Here is a 25597-nt window from a genome sequence, read left to right on the forward strand (position 1 = left end):
GCTATTGGTATTTAATTCAAAAAATGTATTCATCAATGAAAATGCAAAAAGTAATCCTGAGATTATATTTTAGTGGCACTTTAATGAATAAATGCTATAATTTTGGTTTCAGTCCGTAATGTTTAATACTATGTTCCATAATAAAAAGTCGGGCCTTTTCAATATCATCCGTTATCATAAACAATTTCATATCTAATTCATTTATAGTTCCCTGTTGTCTCATCAGGTTAATATGTTCAATCAATGCCTTATGATATTCTGTATTGAATATGATAATGGGAAAGTTTTTAATTTTGCCGGTTTGCACAAGAGTAAGTGCTTCAAAATATTCATCAAGGGTACCAAAACCTCCAGGCATCACAACAAAGGCAAAAGAATATTTTACTAAAAGTATCTTACGAATAAAAAAATGTTTCGCCACAACCCATCTGTCCAGATAAGAATTGGGCATCTGGTCAATTGGAAGCTTAATATTACATCCTACAGATCTGCCTCCAACTTGTTTTGCTCCCCGGTTTGCTGCTTCCATCAGGCCTGGTCCTCCTCCTGTCATTATTGTAAAACCAAGTTTGGCAAATTCGCCAGCCGCATTTCGTGTAAAATCATAATAGGGATGATCTTCATTAAAACGTGCCGATCCAAAAAAAGTAATGCAGGGACCAATAGTATATAATTTCCTAAAGCATCTTATCAGTTCCCATAATGTCACTAATATAAATCTCAGTTCAGTAATCCTTGATTGCGGACCTTGCAAAAACTGAATTTCAGATCTATCGCCTGGAGGTTTTACATTTTTCATGATTTATATTATTATCAGTTAACACAGGTAAGGCTGTTCAAGATTCACTTTTAAATGATTTATAACTTTGATAACGCCGGGTGTTTTATATGCTATTCGTTCCGCTTCCTCTTTTTGAAATATTGAACCAACCGTTCCCGATAACTGAACTGTTGCACCTGCCACCTGAATATCGATTTCATCCACATCAAAAGCCCAATGACGCTGTAGTGCCTTTTGCAGTAACTCCTTTTCTAACTGATCACAAAGATCTCTTTTAAGTCTGATATTATTGGTTACACCTCTTATTCCAATCTGATTTTCTACTAGTTCTGTGGCAATATCCCTCTGAAAACTCCAGGGTAGTGTCCCTTCCAATGTAACCCAGCCTTTCTCTACAATTATACTGACAACACCTTTTGGAACAATGTGATTCTCTTTAAAATTATCGGTAAGCTGTTCAGCAATTTGTTGATCCGTAATTACTGATGCTTTTTCCAGTATCACATTAATTTCATCAACTATAGCGGCAACACCTTTAATTTTTTTTGCTGCATGAAGGGCTTCTCTTTTTTTGACCAGCGAACTGACATTTCCCGTAAGGGTCACTATTCCGTTTTTTACAATAACACCAATTTCCGCGGCATGCAGCAAAGGTTCAAATTTTATGGCTTCCTGAATTTCCCTTTGTAATATTTCATTACTTTTCATATTTTTTAGTGTTTATATTAATCGAATTCTACAAGAAGCTCATTATTTACAAACCACACTCCGGGTGTATTCCATGCAATTCTTTCTGCTTCTTCTTTTTGAAAAAGAGAATCAACAATGCCGCTAAGATGTATGGTTTTGCCTTCTACCCTAACCTTAACATTATCAATATCAAGAATCCAGCTGCGACGAAGCGCCTTCTCAACGAGTTCTTTTTCTACTTCGTTTTTTGTTTCAGCTTCTATTTTTATCTTATCAATTACTCCTCTTACTCCCGGCAGGTACCGAATAGCATTATCCGCTGCTTTTCTTTGGAAATTCCAGTGCAAGATTCCCTCAAGAATTACCCAGCCATTCTCTACGGTAACTTGAATTCTATGATCAGGAACAGCCCAATTTTCTTTTAATGCCTTAATAACCATAGCCGCGATATCAGTATCACTTTTTATGGCAGAAAAAAACAAATCAACCTTAACATCGTCTACTACGGCCTTTACTCCTGCAATACTTTTAACAGCAGCCTCGGCCTCTTTTTTTTGAGTGTAATTGTCCACCGTTCCTCCCAGGGTTACAATACCATCCTGAACACTAACATCAATTTCATTAGAGCTCAAAAGAGGTTCCCATTTAATTGCCTCTACAACTTCTTTACGTAAAACATCATTACTTTTTTTCATGGGGAAAATTTTTAAAATTTAATACTTGACTAATGGTTTTCAATATTTTTTAGTACCTAATTATTAACCAAAATTGAAAAAATAACAGCTCATGAAAAATGATCTTTGTCAAGCTGAAAAGTGATAAAAAACATTTTAAAATCAAGGATCAGTTTTTACTTTTGGACTTGATTTAGAAGATCTTTTTTTTATACTAAATGAATTAAAGCTTAATATCTTCCTGATTTTCAAGCAACTTAAGAGTAAATAAATTTTCCCATCCTGAAAGATTAAGCAAATCTTAAGTCAGTAAAAAAAATAAGATGCGTAACAATTCGTTATTTCGTAAGTACTTAAAACAACTTTAAAATGAAGCTAATTTCAATCTTTCTTTTATTAATGGTCTTTTCAATAAATTGGGAACCGGACTTTAATAATGCAAAAAAAATTGCAAAGGAAAAACACAAATTAATTCTATTAAATTTTTCCGGATCAGATTGGTGCGGCCCTTGTATTTTGCTGCGCAGGGATTATCTGGAAAACGAAGCATTCACAAAAATGGCAAATGATAATTTAGTGTTGGTGAATGCTGATTTTCCAAGAAAAAAGAAAAACACAGGAACCCCGGAGCAGGTTAAAAGAAACGAAGGTTTGGCCGAAATATACAATAAAGAAGGAAGTTTTCCACTGACGCTTCTTCTTGATGCAGATGGTAAAATACTAAAAACATGGCATGGCAAACCAGAGATAACTCCTGAACAATGGACAGCAGAAATAAAAGCAATCTGTGATAGCAAAAAATAACATCTTAAAACATCAAAGATACTCCCAGTCCCTAAAACTCATGGGGAATAACTTTACTATTACAGTAGTTGCCGAAAATGAGAAGAAAGGGAATATGCATATTGATCTTGCTATTGAGGAAATAAAACGCATCGAGCAGCTTTTGACTACGTATAGAAACGATAGTCAAACCAATCTCATTAACAAAAATGCGGGAATTAAGCCTGTAAAAATCGATTTGGAGGTTTTTAATCTGATCGAAAGGTGTATTGGAATTTCAAGAATTACACAAGGAGCTTTTGATATTTCTTATGGCAGTTTAGATAAAAGCCTCTGGAATTTTGACAAAACCATGACTAGTTTACCGGATGCTGAAACAGCATTAAAAATGGTGCATCTTATTGATTACAGAAACATCATTTTAGACAAAGAAAATACTACTGTCTTTTTAAAAGAAAAAGGTATGCGTATTGGTTTTGGCGGAATAGGCAAAGGATATGCTGCAGAAATGGCAAAACAAGTTCTTTTAAAACATCATGTTGAAAGCGGGATTATTAATGCCAGCGGAGATTTGTCTGCCTGGGGTTTACAGCCAAATGGATCAAAATGGACAATTGGAGTGGCCAATCCCGATGAACCAAATACTCCTTTTTCTTATATGGAAATATCAAATAAGGCCGTTGCAACCTCTGGTAACTACGAAAAGTTTGCAACCATTAACGGTAAAAAATATTCGCATACCATTGACCCAAAAACAGGTCTTCCTATTTCGGGAATTAAAAGTGTTACCATCATCGCTTCAAATGCCGAGTTTGCAGATGCAATGGCAACTCCAATTGCTGTTATGGGAATTAAGGCTGGCTTGTTTTTAATAGATCAGATACCTGATTTATATTGTATTATTATCGATGACGACAATAAAATTTACACTTCAAAAACTATTAATCTGAAATGAAAAAGCCAAAGCAAAAAAATCTCGTGTTCTGCAGTATTGCTTTTATCGGCATACTGCTCACTTCCTGCACTTCTGTAAAGGAATACCAGAAAGGCAAAATCAACGATTCTGAAATGGTGCTTTCTAATCGAAAAATCGAAAAGACAGAACTCAGCTTTCAATCCTACCGCGAAGGAGCTTCCGGAGCAAATGCAGGAAAAAGCGGCGGTGGCTGCGGTTGTAACTAATTTTCATACTATAAAAAAATGAAAAGAATATTCATAACAGGATTTGCTTTACTGGCTTTATTTCAGGTAAGAGCGCAAAATGTTCCCAATGATTCAACAAGTTACAAAAGCAAGAAATTAAAACTCGAAGAAGTAAATTTAGTATCCAGCTATTATAACCAGAATGGTGATAACTCTGCCGTTACAGGCGGAATTGGTTCTGAGCATCTTACTGATATTGCAAACACAATTGATGTTAGATTAATAAAATACGGAGAAACCGGAATTAAGCATACTTTTGATATTGAAGCAGGAATTGACCACTATACCTCAGCATCTTCAGATATGATTGATTTGAGTGCTAATTCATCTGCCTCTTCTTCAGACAATCGCTTCTACCCTTCTTTGACCTATTTGAGAGAGAATGAAGAAAAAGGAAGAACATTGGGAATTGGAGTTTCTTCATCAACTGAATTTGATTACCAATCATTTGGAGGGAATATTAGTTTCTCGCAAAAAACCAAAGACAGGAATGGAGAATTTACGGCTAAATTTCAAACTTTTATTGACCAGTTAAAATTAATCGAACCTGTCGAGCTGCGTGCTTCGGGAAGTGAGGGTTATAATAGCGCAAACAGAAATACTTTTGCAGGAACTTTAAGTTATTCTCAGGTGGTAAACAAAAACCTTCAGCTAATGCTTGTAGGTGATATAATCAGTCAAAACGGCTACTTAAGCCTTCCTTTTCACAGGGTTTATTTTAGTGACGGATCTGTGCATCAGGAAAAAATGCCCGATACAAGATTAAAAATTCCGCTAGGGATAAGGGCGAGTTATTTCTTGGGAGACAATGTAATTATTCGCGCTTATTATAGATATTATACTGATGACTGGAGCTTAAAAGCGCATACTGCTGATCTTGAAATTCCGGTAAAACTAACTCAGGCATTTTCAGTCAGTCCATTTTACAGATATTATACCCAGACAGGAACAAAATATTTTAAGCCTTATCAAGAACATACTGCAGCTGATGAATATTACACCAGCAACTATGATTTGTCAAAGTTTGACAGTAGTTTCTTTGGTATGGGGATGAAATTTACACCACTCAACGGAATCTTTGGTCTTAAACATTGGAATACTCTGGAGATACGTTACGGTCATTATACCAGAACTACAAATATGACTTCGGATGTCATCAGTATTAATATTAAATACAAATAGTTCTGAATTTAAACATGCTGAAATAAAATGGAAAACCTCTAAATCATTTGATTAGCAGGTTTTCTATTTTTAATATCGCAATGTGTTCTTTTATTATTTTGACTTAATATTTAAACAGAAATTACGAAGCTTTAATAAAAATAAAGAGTGTATCCAGTTAGACACATTTAGAAATGTCTTCAACAGCTAATAATATATCCTTAAACAGTACAGTATTTCTTTTTTCAATTATATTTTTGTTAAGAAAAGTGCTATAGACTGTAAATAATGAAAACAAATTTATCGATATTGCTTGCAGAAGATGATGAAGATGATGCTTTATTTTTTAAAGAAGTTCTTTCTGATCTAATATCAAATGTTAATCTTACCATTTTAATTGATGGTGAAAAGCTATTGAAACAGCTTGAAAAAAATAAGGTTCTGCCTGATCTTATTTTTTTAGACTTGAATATGCCCAAAAAAAATGGTTTAGAATGTCTAGAGGAGATCAAAAGTAATTCTTTGTGGAAAGGGATAAAGACAATTATTCTTTCCACAACTTCGGATATTACACAAATAAATAAGTGCTATGCTTTAGGGGCGGACATCTTTTTAACTAAATTTTCTAATTATCACGAATTTAAGTTAAATTTAAAGCAATGTTTCCTGTAGGTAATAATTCCTTTTCCTTAATGAAATTTAAAAATGCATTTAGGTTTACTGAGCAAACAGATGCAATGATCGCTTTCTGGGACAAAGACTTGGTTTGCAGATTTGCAAATTCCGCATACTTAAAATGGTTTGGTTTGTCCCCCGAGGAAATGATTGATAAAATGATGCTTCCTGAGCTTTTGGGTTCCATTTACGAAAAAAATCTTACATACATTACAAACGCGCTGGCTGGTGAGGTACAGATTTTTGAAAGGGAACTGACACAATCAGATGGCTCTATTCATAATACACTGGCGACGTACACTCCTGAAATTATTGATGGAGAAGTTACTGGTTTTTTTGTTCATGTTGTAGATATTTCCATCATACGGTCACAATCTTTTAGAAAAAATGAAAGAGTAACTTTAACTGTTCAATCAGAAAGTGAAATTCGTCTTAATAAGGTGGAACAATTATTACATGCTTCCATATTTTTAGAATTTCCCGGAATTGACAAGTTGGCAAAGGAGTGTTTTATTTCACCTACAAAATTAAAACGTGATTTCAAAAAAAAATATAACACAACACTCTTTTCTTACTACAGAAATTTACAAATGGAAGTCGCTGATAAATATTTAGATGAAAATAAACATTCAAAAAAACAGATTTCAGAGATGTTTGGCTTTGCCAACCAGTCAAATTTTATTTCCTGTTATAAGAGATATAAGAAGAATCAATTTACCGACTTAGCAGAAGATTGAAGTTGATACCTTTTTTTGTCAAAAAAAACTATGACAGTTTTAAAGATATTATATCATCTTAAGTTTTGTATTAGAATTGTGCTACAATATATCTGGAGTTGCCTTCAAATTTGCCACAAAAAGCTAAGCTCTTGATTCAGATTTCACCGCCTCAACTGTTTTCGGAAATTTGTTATAGAGTATTAATCAGCTGTCAGTAGCAATTTAGTTCTAATAGAAAAGGACATTTTAACATAAGAGGGAGCTGGAAGGAATACCTGCAATAAATAAATCATAATTTTTAATCAAAATCAAAAACGCAAAATTTAGCATTTCATAACAAAACTAACTTTTACTATCTTACTAATAATTTTCTTGAAAAAAATTATTATCTTGTTCAGGAAGTAGGAAGAGTATTAAAAAATAGTGCAGTACAACTTTGAAATATGGATTTAAAATACTTTCAGAACACTGCAAGGATTTTATTAGAATTATAATATCGCTTAAACTATGAATTGCATTATTATTGATGACGAAGAAATGGCAAGAGCCATCATAGAAAAAATAATCGAGAATATTCCGCAATTAAACTTATTAAAAGAGTTCTCAAATGCTATGGATGCCATCAAGTACCTGAATCAAAATGAGGTAGATTTAATTTTTCTGGACATCCACATGCCTGATTTTACCGGTTTTGATTTTATTAAAACTATTAAAAATCCTTCCAAGATTATACTTATAACTTCTGATAAAGATTTTGCAATTGAAGCTTTTGAATATGAATGTATTGTCGATTATTTGGTAAAACCTATTACAAAGGATCGTTTTGAGAAAGCAATTCAAAAAGTGATTGCGATGCCTTTATCTAGAACAACGGTTATTAACAAAAGCGCAGGCGTAGACAATGCAAACGAGTTTTATATTAATATTGATCGCCGTTTAATCAAAATCGAATTTGCATCTGTAAATATAGTAGAAGCCAAAGGAGATTATATTCATATTAAAACAGAAAATAAAAACTATGTGGTACACTCTACCCTTAAAAAAATTGAAGACAAATTACCTGAAAGTTTGTTTTTGAAAGTGCACCGTTCTTTTATCATCAATACCAAAAAAATTATAGATATTGAGGATAATAGTGTTTTAATTGGCAAAGATGTTGTTCCGGTAAGTCGTTCTAATCGGCCTGATTTGATCAGGCGTTTAAATTTATTGTAGCCTTTAATAGAAGGAATTAGATCTTCCAACTTATTTTTTCCTGTTATTTTAAATTTTACAGCTCAATTCTAAAAAATGATCATGTATAACTAAAGATTAAACATTGGCAAACAGGATTCTATAAGCCGTTTACAAAATGTTGCATTAATTGTAAAATGTTTTCAAACTCATTTGCAGAGGTAATTATGCCATTTAATAAATCATTTTCGTATTCATGCGTAATCTGATATTCTTTTTCAAGACCAAAAATTATTATTTTATGTTTTAATTTATGAACATGTTCCGCTGCATTTTTGTAGTTATGAGCTTCCATACTTTTATCATATGCCAATATTTCGAGCGGAAGTTCCTTTTTAATGATAGAGATCATTTTTTTCTTAAATTCATCGTCATCTCCACAAATTTGTTCTATATAAGTTAAATTAGGCTGTTGCATAGTCTTTCGGTAAGGTAAAATAAAATGTTGTTCCAATGTTTTCTTTACTTTCAAGCCAGATGGAACCTTTGTAGTATTCAACAATTTTTTTGACTATCGAAAGACCAACTCCCGAATTTTGATTGTTGCTTTCTAATTTTGTAAAAATTTTAAAAATTTTGTCGTGGTATTTTTCAGCAATTCCGATACCATTATCTTTAATATAAAATTCAAAATCATTCTCGTTTTCTTTACAGCCAATGTCAATCTGACCGTGGTTTTTATCATTATAACGAATGCTGTTTTCAATTAAATTTTGCATTAACTGTTTGAATCGCCATGTATTTCCGTAAATTTTAGGTAATTCATCGATGATTGAAATTTTAATATTTTTGGGAATATGAATTTCTCTCGTAATTTCATCAATTATCTGATTAAAATCAATTAATCTTTCTTCAGATTCTAATTTGTCTATTGTCGAATAAGCTAAAATTCCTTTGATTAACATGTCCATTTTTTCGACATTAAACAATACCTGATTTAGCAAATTCAAACAATTTTCACTCATTACGTCCTTATTCTCCTCAAGAACCCAATTAATCAACGTATCAATATTTCGCAATGGCGCTTTTAGATCATGTGAAACAACATGAGCGTATTCATTAAGCTCCCTGTTTTGATTTTCCAGACTTTTTAGCAATTCTTTCCTGTGTTTATTCTTATTCATATTCCTATCGATTGCTATAAAAAAAATTCATACAATGGATTACTGCGAAATTATTTCGTTTATACTCCAATACGTCAGTAGTTTTGCTATCCTTTCTACATATTCCTCATATTTCAAAGGTTTTAAAATATATCCTGCAATACCAATTTTATAACACTCCATTACATCTTTATGATTATTGGAAGTAGTTAATATAATTGCGGGTATAAATTTTAATGCATCATCTGTTTTTAAAATATTCAAAAATTCAATCCCGTTTAATTTTGGCATATTAAGGTCTAAAATGATAATGTCTGGCACTATCTCTTTCTTATTTAATATATCAAGTGCTTCTTCACCATTAGTTGCTTCGATAATTTGATGGTTGAATTCTAATTTTTTTAGCACTCTGTAAAATTTCATTACCTCTATTACATCATCTTCTATTAGTAGAATATTTAAAGATTTTGCCATTTTCTTATTTTTAAAATTTGATGTATACCAATACTATAATAAATATACTTTACTATACTTGAAAACATGACTTTATTCGTTAATTCTTCTGTAAGTGTCGATGAATGGAAATTAAGTGTCGATGAATGAATATATTTTCAATTCTTCGATAAAAAGTTTCTTGTTGATTTTTGTATCAAATAGCGACGGCAAGCAAAATGAATATTTAAAAGAAAACTAAAAAATAGTATTATTTCCTTTTAACATCAATTTGTTTACAGTTCAATTACAATCAATTACAAGTCAGCCGTAAATATTGAAGATTCACCGACAGCAAACTACTGTTCATCGAAAAAAATAAACAAAGTTTGAGTATCGACTTAGATTTGTATCAGAATTAAGAAAGAATCTAACAATAATTTTTAAAACAATTTAACAAAGTTAATTACCATTACAATTGCATTATTTAGTTGATTAGAATCCTAGTATTAACCATTTAAAAAAAATAAATACATTTAAAAACAGTTAATATATTAGGTACTTCCTGAATTACATTGTCATTACAATTGGAATTTTGCACATTTAAATCTTTTTTGAATTTACCTACATCTTCAAAAAAAAAGTTGCTAATACCGAAAACATGACGTCCTTTTTGCCCAACCTGAGCTTTCTCAAATTAAAATTAGTAAAGGCAATGTAATTCTACTGAAGTAAAAATTTTAATGTCCAAATTGTTTGCATTTTTTATTAAATGAAAGTTTATTTTTTTACTTTGATTTTTCCGCAGCTACTTACTCCTAAGCAATTAAGGAAATCCAAAAAAATATTAGCAGTTGTACTCTTTCGGTAAAACAAAACAAAAATAGGCACCTCTTTGATTATTTTTTCTATTCTTCAAATAGATAGTACCTCCTAATCGCTCTACTATAGCTTTTATTGTTGATAAGCCAATTCCGGAATTTTTAGTATGTTTTGGACTGACAGTTTCAAATAATTCAAATACTTTTTCCCAATATTCTTCTTGTATGCCTGGTCCATCGTCTTCATAAGTAAAAGAATAATGAGTTTCATCTTCTTCCAGAGATATCCAGACATTACTTTTTTGTTTGTCAGTATGTTTTACTGTGTTTGACAAAAGGTTTTGAATGATTTGAATAAAACCTATTTTAGAACTTTTTATGACAGCATCGCAATCAATAAAATGAATTTGCGTCGGAATATGTAAAGCATTATTATCCAGTATATATTGAATAGTTTTTTGGACATTAAAATATTCAAAATAAATTTTGTCATTGCTAACTTTGGTATATTCTAAAATCCCATTGATTAAAAACTCCATGTATTCATTTCTGGAGTAAATTAAATCGATCCATTCCTCTAGCGTAGTATTTTTTATAAGCTCTTTATGATCCTCTTTTATAAACGCTATCAAAGAGTTAACACCTTGGATTGGAACTTTTAAATCATGAGTTAGTCGATAAGCAAATTGATCCAATTGCACATTTTTTTTCGAAATTTCGTCATTCAGACTTTCTAAAAGACTATTTTTTTTTCGAAGTTCAAATTGAGAAATTACCTGATTTGCCAATGCCTTTAATGATTCTTTTTGGCTGTCTGTAAGACCTTCTCTGGGCTTTGTATCAATGACGCAAATTGTCCCTAAAGAATATCCCTCTTTACTGTTTAAAGGAGCTCCCGCATAAAATATTACGTGAGGATCATCTGTAGTTAAGGGATTATCAAAAAACCTCTTGTCTTTAGTAGCATCCGGAATAATGAATAATTCATCGGGCGTATTTATTGTATGTGCACAAAAAGCTAAATCCCTGGGAGTTTCGGTCGCACTTAAACCATGATGCGATTTGAACCATTGTCGGGTATCATCAACTAAAGTCACCAATGCGATTGGAGTTCCGCAAATTTCAGCTGCTATTTTTGTCAGGGCATCATATTCTTCTTCAGGTAATGTATCTAATATTTTATAAGTATCTAAAGCTTTTAAGCGACGATCCTCATTGTTAGGAATTTGTGGTTTATACATATAACTGAATTTTTATTTGTTTGCTTAAACTAAATGTACGTATGTAAGATATGTCTGCTGTTTTTAATTCATAAAAATAAATAATTTATAATTCTTTTTAGAACAAATTGCGATAAAAAATATGATGGTATATCCAAATTTGGCTTTTCAGGAAATTATACTGTAAAGAGAGCTGAATATTTATAGTAAGATGTTTTTCTTTTTTGCCACAAAAATTAAGGCAGTTTTTAAAGATATTATACCGGTTCAGGTTTGTGGACAAATCGTGGTACATGGGCATTTTTAAAACTCGGAATCCATTAAAGTTTAAGACGTTTAGGTTCGAAACTTTATATCCATAAAAAAAGTCCTAATTTTCATTAGGACTTTTTTTATGGAAAAAATTTACTTGAAAAAAAATTCAGAATTTAAATGCTCAGGTTATCTTATTTCGAATGGCAAATAACAGTGTTTTAATTTTTCTTCCAGATATCCTGATAATCTTCCGGATGTTTTTTGAATTGTGCATGTACGTAAGGACAAAGCGGTAAAACCATTAAATTATTGGCACGCACATACGCCGTCATTTCTTCCAAAAGTTTTTTGGCATATCCTTTTCCTTCTGCTTCCGGTTCAACTTCTGTGTGGTACACCGTTAATAAATCAGGTTTTATGCTTACTACCATTTCGCCTAGTTTTTTGTCATCGACATAAAGATTAAAAGCGCCATGTTTTTTCTCGTCTAATTCAAGTTTTATTGTTTCCATATACTTTTATTTTGTATTATAACCTTACTTTATGCTTTAAAAGCAGCATAAAGTAAGGTTATATTTTTTATTATTTTGAAGTGTCTTTTAAAAATTTAATTAAACCTTTCATGTAGGTTTGCTGGTCATCATACATACTCATATGACTTCCTTTATCACAATACAAATACGTTCCGTTTTTAACCTGTGTCGCAATCCATTTCATGTGTTCCGGATTCATTGTGTCATATTTTGCGCCAATAGATAACGTTGGTACCGTAATTTTAGGAAGTTCTTTTGTAACATCCCATTTTTCAAGTTTTCCCGAAAGGCCAAATTCACTTGGCCCCTGCATGGTAACATAAAGCGATTGGTTAATTTTACTAAAAGCACGATTAACAGGTTCCGGCCACAGGCTTGCATCTAAACGCAAAATATGTTTCGAATAAAAATTAGGCACAAGCAATTCCATGTATTCCGGATTTTCAAAATCTTTGTTTTTTTCGATTTCTCTAATTCTGGCTAAAACCTTTGGATCTAATTGTTTTGCCAGCACTTCTTTTGCATATTTATCATATTCTATGGCACTCATCATCATATTTGAAATGATCAGCCCTTTTATATTTTGTTGGTATTTTAGCGCATATTGTGCTGCTAAAATTCCACCCCACGAATGACCCAATATATAAAAATTGTCCTTATCCAGTTTTAATGCCTGACGCACCTGCTCTATTTCTTCTACAAAACGTGGCAAATCCCATAGTGAAGGATCATTTGGATTGTCAGAATTACCGGTTCCTAACTGATCGTAATAAATAAACTCAATACCTTCTGCAGGTAAAAAACTTTCCATACATTCAAAATACTCGTGTGTTGCTCCCGGTCCGCCGTTAAGAAGCAATAACTTGATTTTCGGATTATTTCCAATTCTTTTTGTCCATACATTGAACTTCCCTTTTGGCGTAGTAATTTGTACAACCTTTACCCCACCCGTTTTAATACCTGATGTGGTATCGGCCAGGTAAGTAGTGGTGTTTTTATTTTCTAAGGTATTTTCTTTATTACATGCATTTAGAAAAAATGCAGCTAAGGCCAGTAAAAAAATGTTTTTGTAAGCGATCATGGGGATTGTTTTAATTTATTTATGTTTCTCTAAAAATTCTTAATTAATTTTAACCAAATGTTTTTCAATACTAGCTCTTTGAGATTCGTACTGCTCAGGAAGTTTTAAGTTTTGACCTAATTCTTCTAAGCTTTCATCTACTGTAAATCCGGGATTATCGGTTGCTATTTCAAACAAAACTCCGCCGGGTTCCCTAAAATACAGAGAGTGGAAATATTGTCTGTCAATCTGTGGCGTAATAGACAATCCGTAAGCTTCGATTTTTTCACGGAAGTGCATTAAAATTTCATCATTTTGCACTCGGAAAGCTACGTGATGTACAGATCCGTTTGCTACATGACCGCGTTTTTCGTCAGCCAATTCTACAAGGTCAACAATGGCCGCATTTTCTACAGCATCCGTTGCGTAACGGTAACGGTTTACATCCTGATTAATCAATTTATAACCAAATATTTCAGTTAAAATTGCAGCAGTTGCTTTTATACTGTTCAAAGTCAGCGTGATATTATGAAAACCTCTTGTTGCCACATCTGCTTTTACTTCGTCTGTTTCCCACGGTTTCCTGTTATCGTCTGTTTTAGATTCGATCATCTCTAATTTTAAACCGTCCGGATCTAAGAAAGTCAGGTATTTTTCGCCGAATTTTTCAGCTGGTTTGTTGTAAATTACATTGTATTTTTCAAAACGTTCCTGCCAGAAATCCAAGCTTCCTTTTGGAACAGAATAGCCAATTTCAGTTGCCATTCCGGATCCTTTTCTTCCTTGCTGAATTCCTTCTCCCCAAGGAAAAAAAGTTAAGATTGTTCCCGCGCTTCCTACTTCATCGCCAAAATAAAAATGGTACGTTTTCGGATCGTCAAAATTCACGGTTTTTTTGATGAATCTTAACCCTAATATATGGGAGTAAAAGTTGAAATTACGTTTAGCGTCGCCTGCAATTGCAGTGATATGATGTATACCTAAAATTTGATTTTCCATGGTATTTTATATTTAAGTTGTTTTGATTTTCTTCTACAAATTTACTTCCCTCTTTCTGCGCATCCATTAATCTGGATTAAGAAATGAAAATTGTTTTTCCCATGCATTGCCGTCAAATAATAATATCCCATCTGAAAAAAACTTTTTAAATCCGGAATTAGTTTTAGCATTTTACTTTTTTGAAAGAAGCGCTTCCAAATCTTTAATTTGCTGTTCAAGATCTGTAATATGTTTTTTTTGAAGATCAAATACCTCTTTGATTTCCGCAACTGTATAGCGCTGCGTGATGTGCTGCGGACAATTCCAGTCATAGGCTTTAATTTTAAAAACCATCATTTGTTCCGGCTTAAACTTATAATCTTCAGGTTTGAGCTTTTCATATAATGCACTGTTTCCTTCAACATCTAAGATTTGGGCTTCTGCATAAATTTTTAAGCGTGCCCTTTGCGGATAAGAAACCATGATAATGGCGACTTTCGGATTTTTTGAAATATTTCCTGCCGAAATATATTGGCGATTTCCAACAAAATCAACAATTCCGATCGTATTTGCATCTATGATTTTTACAAAACCCTGTGGCCCGCCCCGATGTTGTATGTAAGGAAATTCATTTTCACCATAAGAAGCCATATAAAAGCTGTCCTGACTTTCTATAAATGCCATTTCCTGTTCCGTGAGACCATCTGTATAGGACATTTTTTCCATTCTGGCATAACTGTTCCGGCTTCCTTTTTTTTCCTGAATTTCTTTTATGGCGTCGCTAAAAGCTAGTTCTTGATAATTCATCGCAAATTTATTATTACATTAAAGTTCCTGAATCTGTCTGACCATTTGATTTGTAAATCCCCATTCATTATCGTACCACGCCATAACTTTTACTAAATCTCCATCTACGACTCTTGTCATTTCAAGATCTACAGTTGCAGCATACGTACTTTTAATTATGTCGCTCGAAACCAATTGTTCATGACTAACCTCAACGACTTTATTGTAGCGTGGCGTTTGAGCTTCTTCGGTTAAAATTGCATTAATTTCTTCTATTGTCGTTGCTCTTTGCGTTACGAAAGTAATATCAGATATTGAACCAATTGGTACCGGTACACGCACGGCAATACCATCAAATTTGCCAACAAATTCAGGTAATGCTTTTGTAACGGCTACAGCTGCACCGGTAGCAGCAGGCGCTGAATTAAGTCCGGCTGCACGTCCCATTCTGGGTTCTTTTTTAGAGGGAGCATCGACTAAAGTCTGAGAGGCCGTATAAGCGTGTGTCGTATTTAAAATTGCCTTTTTTATACCAATACGTCTGCCCAGTATTTCTATAATCGGGCCAATATTATTAGTGGTACAGCTTCCGCAGGAAAAGATTTCTATTTTACCTTCATCTGTATTTACACCGTGTACGATTGTGGGTGTATCTTTTGTGGGACCGGAAATAACCACAAATTTAGCCCCTGCCTTCAAATGTTTTTCTGCATCTGGTTTATTGGTAAAAAAACCCGTACTTTCAATTACAACATCAACACCAAGTGATTTCCACGGAAGTTCTGACGGATCCTTAATTGTTGTGTATTTAATTGCCTTTCCTTCAATGAAAATAGTATCCTCTCTAAACGATACTTCTTTTTCATATTTTCCGTAAATACTGTCTCTTTGCAGTAAAAAAACAGCATTTTCAATACTCATTAGATCATTAATCCCTACGACTTCCTGTCCGGGTGTATCGGTAATAATTTTCAACGCGGCTCTGCCTATGCGGCCAAAACCATTAATTGCAATTCTTTTCATCTGATAGTATATTTAATTTATAATAAGAAATAAAGGGTGACTGTTGCTCCAATAACAATTGCATTTTTTTTCACCCTTGGTATATTAATTTTTTCTTTGAATGCATTTCCTAAATAACCTCCCAAAATAGACCCCATTATCATTACAAGTGCAAAAGGCCAAAAAATCAACCCTGAACAAATAAAAATAAGAACCGCTATTCCGTTATTCGCTCCAACTAAAAACAGCGCTAATCTTTCCAGAGTTTCATTGTTTTTGATTCCGTAAAAACTGTATAGAATAAAAATGATCATTCCCATACCTGCGCCAAAATACCCACCATAAATACCTAATAAAAAGATCGGAATTAGTTTTTTATGCGAATATCTAAACTCTTTTTTGACTGCAAATTCTGAATTAAAATAATTCTGTATCTGATTGAAAAACGCAAAAAGTATCCACGAACATAACAACAGAAAAGGCGCAATAGTTTCAAATACTTTATGCGAAAAAGCTATGAGCAGAAAAGCTCCTGTAATTCCTCCTATAGTACAGGAGAAAACCATATAACTAAAATGCCTTTTAGAAATTTCTTCTGTTTTTTTAATCGGTTTTGATGAAGCAAGAAAACCCGACAAAAGAATTATTGTGGTCGTTGCAGTCCCTGTTACAGGCTGTATTCCTCTAAAAATCAAACTTGGAAAAATAACAAACCAGCCTCCTCCAATAGTTACGTTAACAGCACCTCCAAAAAGGGCCATTACAAATAAAAAGACAAGTTCCAGATAAGCATTCATAATTGTTTAAAGTTTAAATACCAATATGTTATTATTTCTTCTGCTATTTCATTTCCAAATTCTTCAAGAGCAAAATGGCCTGTAGGATAAAATAAAAGCTTGGAATCAATCAGGTCTTTTTTGAGCAGTTCCGCTCCTTCTTTTTTGAATACTTCGTCATTTTCTCCCCAGACAATTAAGGTAACCGGCTGCAGGTTTTTTAAAAAATCCTGCCAGACAGGATACATCGCTACATTAGTTTTATAATCACGCTTTAACTCCATTTGGATCTCTTTAACTCCTTCTCGTTCCAGTAAAAACTGATCTAAAAAATAGGTTTCCGGAGCTATATTCGAAATATCCTGCACGCCATTTGTGTATTCCCATTTGGTATACTCTAATTCAAAAAATCTTTTTAGTTTACCATAGCTTTCCAAATCATCTTTTTGATATAATGCGCCAACCTCTTTTAAAACATCACCAACTCCTTCAGTGTAAATATTTCCATTTTGAAAAATAAGCATCTCTATCATTTCCGGACACCTGATGAGAAAACGCATTAAAATAGGCGCACCGTAGTCAAAAAGATAAAAACTCGCTTTGGTTATCTTTAACTTTTCCAGAAAATGGGCAACAATATCAGCGTAGTTTTCAAAAGTGTAGCTAAACGTTTCCAAATCTGGAACATCGCTAAAACCAAATGCAGGCAGATCAGGCCCTATAACATGAAAATGTTTTGATAATGCAGGGATCACATTTCGAAACATATGCGACGAAGAAGGAAATCCATGAAGTAATAACAAAACAGGATTTACTGATTCTCCGGCTTCGCGATAGGCAATTTTTATCGAGCTTATACTTATAACCTTATGGCTTATTTTCGTTTTCTGCCTGGTTCCAAAATCCATAACATTTTAATTTTTAAAAAGTTCATATAAATGAAATCATTTTATTTTCCGAACGACTTACTATCTTTAAGCGTTTCTGCACAACAAACTTAGGTATTGGCTTCGACTGCATTTCTGTTATATTCTCACCAAAAATTATAAAAAATAAAGATTACTCTCTAACCTCTCCTTTTTTGATTTTCAAGGAATAGAAATAGAGAATACTAGTGTTTTTTTTAGTTTTTTGAGGTTTAGAATTATGCGTTATTAAGCCGAAAAATTTGAAATTAATAGAAGAGTAAAAATGACCTTCCTTGCTTGTTGAAGCAAAATTATACCGACTGAAATTTTCATTCTATGTGAATAATTTACTAATGATTATAAAAACCTAAGATTTAATTATTTTTTCCTTTTCAGATTAGCAAACCTTATTTTTCTTTAGTAAATATGCACTGTGTAAGAAGCTGAAATATAATATTTTATTCAAAAAAGGAATATAAATTACCTGGCTTTGATAACATATCCGGATTAAAAAATTAAAAGAAAATCAACTTTTTAAAATAGACACATTATTATTTTATCTGTTTTAAGTAGTTTTATATTAAAAAAAATCAATGGAAAAGCAAATACCTATATTTAATACGCTAAAAGAGATTAGCGATTGGTTCGGACTGCCTTCAACTGAATTAGTAGGAGATGATTTTATGCTTACGGAAATTAACCAATGGAACAAGAATAAATTACTGCATGTTCCGGATAATTATAAAGCCAATTTCTTTACCATTTTTATAATTAATGAAGGCAGTGCAACACACCTCTATAATGATGAAGTCATACAATTAGAATCCTCAAGTGTATTTGTAACTGGTCCGGGGCATTATCGCAATTATAAATTCGATCATTTAACGGAAGCCTATTTTATCTGCTTTACCGAAAAATTTCTTGCCAGCTATTGCTTTTACGATATATATAAAGAATTTCCGTTTTTACTTTCTGAATCGTTTATCTATAAAAAAGCAGATCCGGAAAACTACCTTATTATAAAGAATAATACAAACCAGATTAAAAAGGAAATTCAACGCAGCCAGGATCAAAAAATGACAATAATTGGCAATATGTTAGAATTTCTGCTTATTAAGATTACAGAACTTTTTCAAAATCAGATACACCCTTTTACTGATAACAACAATTCAATTGTCAATACTTTTTATAATGATTTAGGGAACTATTTTAATAAAATTGTAGAGGGAAAAAAGCCTCAACAATTAAAAGCCAAAGATTTTGCCGATTTACAATTTTTAAATGAAGATTACTTTTCCAGAATAATAAAAGCTAAAACCGGAAGAACCCCAACCGCCTGGATTAACAGCAGACTCCTGGTTGAAGTTAAAACCCTATTAACAGAAACATCCATGCCAATAGCGGAAATTGCTGAAATATTTCAATTTACCAACAGTCGCTATTTTAACTTCTATTTTAAAAATCAGACTACACAAACTCCCACATATTACAGGAAAAGTCTGCATGTAAGTTAATATCTTTAAATTTTATAACTAAATGTCAATAATAGATTATAATTGAAAAATCCATATCCGATATCTTTGAAAAATAAAAGTCCCCGATTCATCATTTAAAAATTGTCTAACTTTATTTTCCAAAATTATGATACCAAAACTCACCACAATCAGCAAATATAAAGACCAGATTGATTTTTTAAATCTTCCTTTTCACGATTATATAGACAACGATGAGTTTTCAATAGTGAAGGTTCACGAATGGGATTTGAAATTTCCTTTTCATTCGCCAACTTTTAGATCAGATTATTACAGTTTCACTATTGTTACCAAGGCAAATGGCAGTTTTACTGTTGGAGATAATAAGTTTGAATTGCGTGATAATCATGTGGTTGTAACCTGTCCTGATTCTTTTTTTAAAATTGACTGGACAGATATGGAAAAAGTGTACAATATAACATTCTTAAAATCCTTTATCTTAAAATACTTCCCTGGCGGAATTAATAATATTTTACACTTTGATGCTAAAAATGGTTATTGCTGCCAACTTCCCGAAGATACAATGGATTATTTTGAGAAAACTTGTCTCGAAATATATAATATTGCAACTTCTGATGCCTGTTATAAAGAAGAAATTATGGCAAACATGGCGCTAAATCTCTTGTTTTTAGTGCAATTAGAACAGGAAAATGAAATAAATTTTAAAAAAAATAACGAAAAAAACAACAAGATTATCATCGACTTTCGTCAGAATATGGAAAATAATTTTAACGAATTGATTAATGGTAATTGTTCCGTACTGATGCGTATTAAAGAACACGCGCAAGTATTAAATTTAGATGAAAATTATTTATGCAAGATCGTAACCAACTGTACCAAAAAAACGGTAAACGAATGGATAAACGAAAAACTGATAGATGAAATTAAGTATCTTCTCAAACATTCCGAAAAATCGATGAAAGATATCGCCTTCCTTTTTGATTTTAGTGACCTAAATTATTTTTACAGCTTTTTTAAGACTCAAACTTCTTATGCTCCGGGAGTTTACAGAAAACAATATCAGAGCTCAATCTCCTGATTATGTTTTTCTTAAAGAAAAAAAAGAAATACATATAATGCTGAATATTAATTAAAAATGATTAAGTATCATTTTTAAAGAAGATAAATCAAGTCAATATAAACTATCAACAGAGTCTTACATTTTAAAAAAATGGCTAAAATAAAGAATAAGGAAATATACGATTTCTACGATAATATAAAAATCATGGGAAGTGATTTCTCTGAAGGACACATAGGTGATGACGATTTTTCATTAATAATTTCAAAAATAATACACCCGAAAGAAAGGCTTCCGTGGACCTATCCGGCGCATCGTGCCGCCCACTTTATAATGGGAATTGTTATTGATTCTTATGGTTCAATACAATACGAAGATTTAACGGCCAAAATTGAACCGAATATGTTATTTATTCACAAACCCGGAACTTTGCAAGAGTTAACATTTAATGAAGTAACAGAAACTTATGGTTTATTATTTTCTGAAGAGTTTATTGTAAAATATGCCGGAATTTCGATTTATAAAACGTTTCCTTTTTTATTATTTGAAAGACATTTACCACTGCATACCACTCCCGAATTTCAACAAGAATTAAGAACAATCATTCAGCTGATTTACCAGGAACTAAAAAAAGATACACCGCTTAAAAAGAAATTATGTGCCAATTTGCTTACCCGGATTTTACTTAAGATAAAACAAGAATTCTGGGAAGGTTACAGTATGCATAACGTACAATCCCGAAATCCGGATATTTTGAACGATTTTATACAAAATCTGGAATTTCACTATGATCAGCTGCTGAAAGGTAAAGTGAAAAACGTACTGCATATAAAAGATTATGCTGAAATGCAGCAGCTTCATGAAAACTATCTTTCAACCATTATAAAAGAAAAAACAGGAAAAACAGCCGGTCAGTTAATCTCTGAAAAAACGCTTTCTGCAGCAAAGATTTTAATTCAGGATTCTCAATACACTATGAAAGAAATTGGTTATATGCTGGGATTCAGCTATACTTCTTATTTTAGTATTTTCTTCAAAAAGCATACAGGCCTGACTCCTTTGGATTACCGTAAAAAAAATTTATAAGATGTATCTTTTTTTTGCGTTACATAATAGATTGCATTACACAAAACATTCCCGGAAAACTAACTTAGCTTACCAATCAGAATAAATCTTAAAAAAACTTTATTATAGTTTGATACAAAATAAAATAATTGAGAATGTTTACACAGATTAATACCGCCATTTCAAGATATGTGAACTTCACACAAGAGGAACTTGATATATTTGATTCTCTATTGTATTTCAAACAGATCAAAAAGAAAACCATAATGCTTCAAAAAGGAGAGAAATGTACTTTTGACGCATTTGTCGTTCGTGGATGCATCCGAAAATATTATATCGATGAAAACGGATTTGAAGTAATCTTGCAATTTGCAGTCGAAAATTCATGGATCAGCGATATTTCATTTAGCATTTATGAAACAGAAGGCAGCAAAATTTTTATCGAAACTATCGAAAACTCTGATCTTTTGCTCTTTACACCAGAAACCAAAGAACAGCTTTTTGAACGGGCGCCACGGTTTGAGCGCGCTTTCAGAATTTTAATGCAGCGCCATTTGGCCGTTACCCAAAATCGTCTTCTTCATAGTATTACCTGCACGGCAGAACAAAAATATGATGAATTTCTGCAAACATACCCAACTATACCACTGCGTGTACCTCAGCATTATATTGCTTCGTATTTGGGGATTTCGCCAGAATTTCTATCAAAAATCCGAACCCGAAAACTCAAATCCTAATGCTACGAAAATCTTGTCCTGGTTCAATGCACAGGTTTAATTTATAGTAGAAATTTGCTGCGAACCCAAACACACAACAACTATGGACAGGAAAGATTTTCTCAAAAAAGGACTTTTAGGAACAGGAATGTTTGTCGCCTCGGCAGCAGTTGCCAATATCATGCAGAATGATATTGACGAAATAAAACCACTAGAACCTGTAGGTTTTAATCATCTGCCGGTTCTTGACACCCCTGTAACAGGAAACAGCGTTTTACACAAGGCTGAATCGAGAGGACATGCTAATCATGGATGGCTTGATACACATCAGACTTTTAGTTTTGCTTCTTATTACAATCCCAACAGAATGCATTTTGGCGTACTCAGGGTTCTTAACGATGATGCTGTAGACCCTTCAAAAGGATTTGGCATTCACCCTCACGACAATATGGAAATTATATCAATTCCGCTAGAAGGTGATCTTGAACATAAGGATAGCATGAATAATGTGGCCATCATCAAAAAAGGTGATATTCAGGTTATGAGCGCAGGTACGGGAATTTACCACAGTGAATTTAATAATAGTTCAGATAAACCGGTAAAGTTCCTTCAGATATGGCTTTATCCAAATAGAAAAAATGTAACTCCGAGATACGACCAGATTACTTTAAAATCAAAAAACCGTCATAATAAATTTGAACAAATTTTATCTCCAGATGCTAAAGATCAGGGAGTATGGATTTATCAGGACGCCTGGTTTCATCTGGGAATTTTCGATAATGAATTTACCAGTACCTACCAGATTAAAAAGAAAGGTAATGGTGTTTATGCTTTTGTTATAAAAGGAAATTTTCTGGTAAACGGCACTTTGCTCAACGAAAAGGACGGAATGGGAATTTGGGATCTGGCTTCAATTGAAGTAATTTCTCAATTAGATGGTTCCGAAATGCTTTTAATGGAAGTACCAATGACGATGTAAAATTATCCTTATTATGAACATTAGACTATTAGTTTTACGATCCGGAAATCCGGAAAGGCTGGCGGCTTTTTATACCTTATTCGGATTAAGTTTTGAATATCACAAACATGGAAATTCGCCATTTCATTATAGCGCTTCAATTGGAAAAACAATTTTGGAAATTTATCCTTTAGCAAAAGAACAATCAGAACCGGATATAAATTTACGTTTGGGTTTTGAAGTTGAAAACTTTAGCGAAACTATTCAGAAATTGAAGCAGAATAATGTGACTTTTTTTTCAGAGCCTTCCCTGACAAGTTTTGGATTTATGACAATAATTGCAGATCCGGACGGCAGAAAAATTGAAGTTTATGATCAGAATAGTACTCTTTGAAATCCTGATAATCTATTAAAATTCCAAAATCAATAGCATTCTTATTCACCATTTAATATAAATATAACCCAAATGATTAAAATCAAACTAAAGCCTGTAAAGTGGGCATTGTCTTTTTCAATTTTAGCAGCTGCAACGCTCTACAGCCAAAACACTTCAAAAACCAATTTGAAAATGTATAAAATTCATGGTAATATTAAAGGCGATATTACCGATAATTTTGCCTATTTATATTATAATAATGTGGAGGACAGTGTGAAAATTGTCAATAATAATTTTGAATTTAAGGGTATAAGCAATGATACTGTAAGCGCTCAGGTTTATATAAAATCAGCAGAGAATGCTCCCCAATTTTATTTGGAGAATAATAATATTGAGATGCAGATTAGCGTAAATAAAGTCAATAAAGATGGAAAATCTGTAGAGACAATGCATATTGACGAAATTAAAGGATCTCGTTCGTCGCAAATACAGGCAGAATATTTAAATTTTTATAAATTAAATTCAGGAAAAAAAGACTTCAATAAACTGTTATATTCAAAATTAACCGTCTTTTTGAAAAAACATCGCAGTCATCCGTTTAGCGGTGCAATTTTGGCCGAATTGGCAATGGTAAATCCAATATTGGGCAAAAAAGAATTGAATACCCTTTATGCTCTTTTAGACATTACCAAACAAACTGAGCAGGACCTCAAATTCTTTAAAAAAGGAATGGACAGATTAGGTACTTACGGCGTTGGAAAACCTTTTATAGATTTTGCGCTGCCAGACCAAAATGCTTCTCTTGTTGATTTTAAAACATTTAATGGAAAATTTGTACTTATTGATTTTTGGGCTTCCTGGTGTGGACCGTGCAGAAAAAAAAGTCCTGAACTTATTGCCTTAAAACAGCAATTTGCAGGATCTAATTTTGAAATAGTTGGAATTTCAATAGATAAAAATAAAGAACAATGGACTGCGGCCATCGCAAAAGATAAGTTAGATTGGGTAAACCTGTTGGATCAGGAGCAAAAAATAAAAACCAATATCGGAATAGAAAACATTCCTTATAATTATCTTATTGATGATAAAGGTATTATCATAGGTATTAATCTTTCGGCAACAGAAATCGAAAAGATTTTATCAGCCAATACCAAAAAAACATAAAGTTATTTTTGATGCTTTAAATTGTATATAAAAAAGATGGGGCGTTTAACTACCCCATCTTTTACCACTTCATTATTTCCCCGTTTTTCTTAAAAGGAAATCTTTGATAAGTGCCCCCATTTCACTACCAAAACTTTCAAGTGCAAAGTGTCCTGTGCTGAATAAATGAAACTCTAAATTTTTCACGTCTTTTTTGAAAGCTTCCGCTCCCACGCCTGGAAAAATATAATCATCTTTTCCGTATACAATCAACATTTCAGGGTTGTATTTTCTGAAATATTCCTGCCATTCCGGATACAAAGGCACATTGGTTCTGTAATCATAAAAAAGTGCCAATTGAATATCACCATTTTCCGGGCGTTCTAAGTGTCTTAAATCAATTTCCCAGTTGTCCGGCGAAATTACCGAAGCATCCGGAACATTGTGTGTATATTGCCATTTCAGTCCGTCAGGAGCATGAAAAGTACTTAATGTAGCTGCTGCTTCTTTGTCATTTCTATCTTTCCAAAGTGCTCTGAATGGATCCCAGAAAGTTTCAAGACCTTCTTCATAAGCGCAGCCATTTTGTACAATCAGCGTATCTATTTGATCCGGATTTCTGCTGGCAATTCTAAAACCAACTGGCGCACCATAATCCATTAAATAAAGACTGAATTTTTTAATTTCCAATTCATCCAATAATGTTTTTACAATATTGCTGAAATTTTCAAATGTATAATCAAAATCCGCCAATGGTGGTTGCTCACTTCTTCCATAACCCGGATAATCAGGTGCAATTAAATGAAAATCATCAGACAGATCATTTATTAAATTTCGAAACATGTGTGACGATGTTGGATATCCGTGAAGCAATACTAGCGTTGGCTTGTTTTTATCTCCGGCTTCTCTGTAAAAAATCTCTACTCCGTTGATTTTTCTTGTATGGTAACTTGTTTTCATAATAATGGTTTTTAATTAAATTTTTACTTTTTTAAA

At 32.7% G+C, this 25597-nt stretch carries 29 protein-coding genes; 14 read left to right on the forward strand and 15 right to left on the reverse strand.

Features of this window, described 5'->3' with window-relative positions; genetic code table 11:
* Positions 1 to 94 precede the first annotated feature (94 nt).
* The 3 genes from AC3QL1_RS18495 to AC3QL1_RS18505 are packed head-to-tail and all read right to left on the reverse strand — an operon-like array spanning position 95 to position 2166.
* A complete protein-coding gene (locus AC3QL1_RS18495) occupies positions 95 to 799 on the reverse strand; it encodes an LOG family protein (RefSeq protein ID WP_492493611.1) in 705 nt (234 codons plus the stop codon).
* Between the two features lie 18 nt (positions 800 to 817).
* On the reverse strand, positions 818 to 1489 hold the full coding sequence (locus AC3QL1_RS18500) for a BON domain-containing protein (RefSeq protein ID WP_492493612.1): 672 nt from the start codon (positions 1487 to 1489) through the stop codon (positions 818 to 820).
* Positions 1490 to 1506: 17 nt separating this feature from the next.
* Positions 1507 to 2166, reverse strand: coding sequence for a BON domain-containing protein (locus AC3QL1_RS18505; protein WP_492493613.1), 660 nt, complete (start codon positions 2164 to 2166; stop codon positions 1507 to 1509).
* Between the two features lie 348 nt (positions 2167 to 2514).
* On the opposite strand from AC3QL1_RS18505, the gene AC3QL1_RS18510 reads away from it, so the two are divergent.
* From AC3QL1_RS18510 to AC3QL1_RS18540, 7 genes are all read left to right on the forward strand, one after another.
* Positions 2515 to 2949, forward strand: a complete 435-nt coding sequence (locus tag AC3QL1_RS18510) for a thioredoxin family protein (protein ID WP_492493614.1) — start codon at positions 2515 to 2517, stop codon at positions 2947 to 2949.
* Positions 2950 to 2989: 40 nt separating this feature from the next.
* Positions 2990 to 3883 carry an FAD:protein FMN transferase gene (locus AC3QL1_RS18515; protein ID WP_492493615.1) on the forward strand — a complete coding sequence of 298 codons (894 nt, stop codon included), beginning with the start codon at positions 2990 to 2992 and terminating at the stop codon, positions 3881 to 3883.
* A complete protein-coding gene (locus tag AC3QL1_RS18520) occupies positions 3880 to 4110 on the forward strand; it encodes a DUF4266 domain-containing protein (protein WP_492493616.1) in 231 nt (76 codons plus the stop codon). The genes AC3QL1_RS18515 and AC3QL1_RS18520 overlap by 4 nt, the downstream gene beginning before the upstream one ends.
* Before the next feature lie 18 nt (positions 4111 to 4128).
* Positions 4129 to 5313 carry a DUF3570 domain-containing protein gene (locus AC3QL1_RS18525; protein ID WP_492493617.1) on the forward strand — a complete coding sequence of 395 codons (1185 nt, stop codon included), beginning with the start codon at positions 4129 to 4131 and terminating at the stop codon, positions 5311 to 5313.
* Between the two features lie 267 nt (positions 5314 to 5580).
* Entirely contained in the window at positions 5581 to 5964 is a 384-nt protein-coding gene (locus AC3QL1_RS18530; protein WP_492493618.1) for a response regulator, read from the forward strand.
* On the forward strand, positions 5952 to 6704 hold the full coding sequence (locus AC3QL1_RS18535) for a PAS domain-containing protein (protein WP_492493619.1): 753 nt from the start codon (positions 5952 to 5954) through the stop codon (positions 6702 to 6704). Before AC3QL1_RS18530 ends, AC3QL1_RS18535 begins: the two co-directional genes overlap by 13 nt.
* A 489-nt stretch (positions 6705 to 7193) precedes the next feature.
* A complete protein-coding gene (locus tag AC3QL1_RS18540; protein ID WP_492493620.1) occupies positions 7194 to 7901 on the forward strand; it encodes a LytR/AlgR family response regulator transcription factor in 708 nt (235 codons plus the stop codon).
* Between the two features lie 118 nt (positions 7902 to 8019).
* Here the strand turns inward: AC3QL1_RS18540 and AC3QL1_RS18545 are convergent, their stop codons facing one another.
* The 11 genes from AC3QL1_RS18545 to AC3QL1_RS18595 all read right to left on the reverse strand — a co-directional run bounded on the left by AC3QL1_RS18545 (position 8020) and on the right by AC3QL1_RS18595 (position 17793).
* Positions 8020 to 8337 carry an Hpt domain-containing protein gene (locus AC3QL1_RS18545; RefSeq protein WP_492493621.1) on the reverse strand — a complete coding sequence of 106 codons (318 nt, stop codon included), beginning with the start codon at positions 8335 to 8337 and terminating at the stop codon, positions 8020 to 8022.
* Positions 8324 to 9043 (reverse strand): sensor histidine kinase, encoded by a 720-nt coding sequence (locus AC3QL1_RS18550; protein ID WP_492493622.1) that lies wholly within the window; start codon positions 9041 to 9043, stop codon positions 8324 to 8326. Before AC3QL1_RS18550 ends, AC3QL1_RS18545 begins: the two co-directional genes overlap by 14 nt.
* Before the next feature lie 39 nt (positions 9044 to 9082).
* Positions 9083 to 9496, reverse strand: a complete 414-nt coding sequence (locus AC3QL1_RS18555; protein WP_492493623.1) for a response regulator — start codon at positions 9494 to 9496, stop codon at positions 9083 to 9085.
* A gap of 805 nt (positions 9497 to 10301) precedes the next feature.
* Positions 10302 to 11516 carry a sensor histidine kinase gene (locus AC3QL1_RS18560; protein WP_492493624.1) on the reverse strand — a complete coding sequence of 405 codons (1215 nt, stop codon included), beginning with the start codon at positions 11514 to 11516 and terminating at the stop codon, positions 10302 to 10304.
* A gap of 452 nt (positions 11517 to 11968) precedes the next feature.
* Positions 11969 to 12262 carry a GNAT family N-acetyltransferase gene (locus AC3QL1_RS18565; RefSeq protein ID WP_492493625.1) on the reverse strand — a complete coding sequence of 98 codons (294 nt, stop codon included), beginning with the start codon at positions 12260 to 12262 and terminating at the stop codon, positions 11969 to 11971.
* Positions 12263 to 12332: 70 nt separating this feature from the next.
* Entirely contained in the window at positions 12333 to 13364 is a 1032-nt protein-coding gene (locus AC3QL1_RS18570) for a proline iminopeptidase-family hydrolase (protein WP_492493626.1), read from the reverse strand.
* A gap of 39 nt (positions 13365 to 13403) precedes the next feature.
* Positions 13404 to 14342 carry a ring-cleaving dioxygenase gene (locus AC3QL1_RS18575; RefSeq protein ID WP_492493627.1) on the reverse strand — a complete coding sequence of 313 codons (939 nt, stop codon included), beginning with the start codon at positions 14340 to 14342 and terminating at the stop codon, positions 13404 to 13406.
* 171 nt (positions 14343 to 14513) lie between these two features.
* Positions 14514 to 15128 (reverse strand): pyridoxamine 5'-phosphate oxidase family protein, encoded by a 615-nt coding sequence (locus tag AC3QL1_RS18580; protein ID WP_492493628.1) that lies wholly within the window; start codon positions 15126 to 15128, stop codon positions 14514 to 14516.
* Between the two features lie 18 nt (positions 15129 to 15146).
* Entirely contained in the window at positions 15147 to 16130 is a 984-nt protein-coding gene (locus tag AC3QL1_RS18585; protein ID WP_492493629.1) for a type I glyceraldehyde-3-phosphate dehydrogenase, read from the reverse strand.
* A 17-nt stretch (positions 16131 to 16147) separates the two neighbouring features.
* Positions 16148 to 16906, reverse strand: coding sequence for a sulfite exporter TauE/SafE family protein (locus tag AC3QL1_RS18590; RefSeq protein ID WP_492493630.1), 759 nt, complete (start codon positions 16904 to 16906; stop codon positions 16148 to 16150).
* Positions 16903 to 17793 (reverse strand): alpha/beta fold hydrolase, encoded by an 891-nt coding sequence (locus AC3QL1_RS18595; protein ID WP_492493631.1) that lies wholly within the window; start codon positions 17791 to 17793, stop codon positions 16903 to 16905. Before AC3QL1_RS18595 ends, AC3QL1_RS18590 begins: the two co-directional genes overlap by 4 nt.
* 593 nt (positions 17794 to 18386) lie before the next feature.
* Between AC3QL1_RS18595 and AC3QL1_RS18600 the strand changes: the two genes are divergently transcribed.
* From AC3QL1_RS18600 to AC3QL1_RS18630, 7 genes are all read left to right on the forward strand, one after another.
* Positions 18387 to 19307: an AraC family transcriptional regulator gene (locus AC3QL1_RS18600; protein WP_492493632.1), complete on the forward strand. Its 921-nt coding sequence runs from the start codon at positions 18387 to 18389 to the stop codon at positions 19305 to 19307.
* Positions 19308 to 19434: 127 nt separating this feature from the next.
* On the forward strand, positions 19435 to 20364 hold the full coding sequence (locus tag AC3QL1_RS18605) for a helix-turn-helix domain-containing protein (protein WP_492493633.1): 930 nt from the start codon (positions 19435 to 19437) through the stop codon (positions 20362 to 20364).
* A gap of 132 nt (positions 20365 to 20496) precedes the next feature.
* Positions 20497 to 21429, forward strand: coding sequence for a helix-turn-helix domain-containing protein (locus AC3QL1_RS18610; RefSeq protein WP_492493634.1), 933 nt, complete (start codon positions 20497 to 20499; stop codon positions 21427 to 21429).
* A gap of 134 nt (positions 21430 to 21563) precedes the next feature.
* On the forward strand, positions 21564 to 22145 hold the full coding sequence (locus tag AC3QL1_RS18615) for a Crp/Fnr family transcriptional regulator (RefSeq protein WP_492493635.1): 582 nt from the start codon (positions 21564 to 21566) through the stop codon (positions 22143 to 22145).
* A gap of 82 nt (positions 22146 to 22227) precedes the next feature.
* Positions 22228 to 23103, forward strand: coding sequence for a pirin family protein (locus AC3QL1_RS18620; RefSeq protein ID WP_492493636.1), 876 nt, complete (start codon positions 22228 to 22230; stop codon positions 23101 to 23103).
* 13 nt (positions 23104 to 23116) lie between these two features.
* On the forward strand, positions 23117 to 23476 hold the full coding sequence (locus AC3QL1_RS18625) for a VOC family protein (RefSeq protein WP_492493637.1): 360 nt from the start codon (positions 23117 to 23119) through the stop codon (positions 23474 to 23476).
* A gap of 72 nt (positions 23477 to 23548) precedes the next feature.
* Positions 23549 to 24622, forward strand: a complete 1074-nt coding sequence (locus AC3QL1_RS18630) for a redoxin domain-containing protein (protein WP_492493638.1) — start codon at positions 23549 to 23551, stop codon at positions 24620 to 24622.
* A 72-nt stretch (positions 24623 to 24694) separates the two neighbouring features.
* Here the strand turns inward: AC3QL1_RS18630 and AC3QL1_RS18635 are convergent, their stop codons facing one another.
* Positions 24695 to 25561 carry an alpha/beta fold hydrolase gene (locus AC3QL1_RS18635; protein ID WP_492493639.1) on the reverse strand — a complete coding sequence of 289 codons (867 nt, stop codon included), beginning with the start codon at positions 25559 to 25561 and terminating at the stop codon, positions 24695 to 24697.
* Positions 25562 to 25597: the final 36 nt, after the last annotated feature.

Source organism: Flavobacterium sp. GW823-FHT04A11, assembly GCF_058796535.1.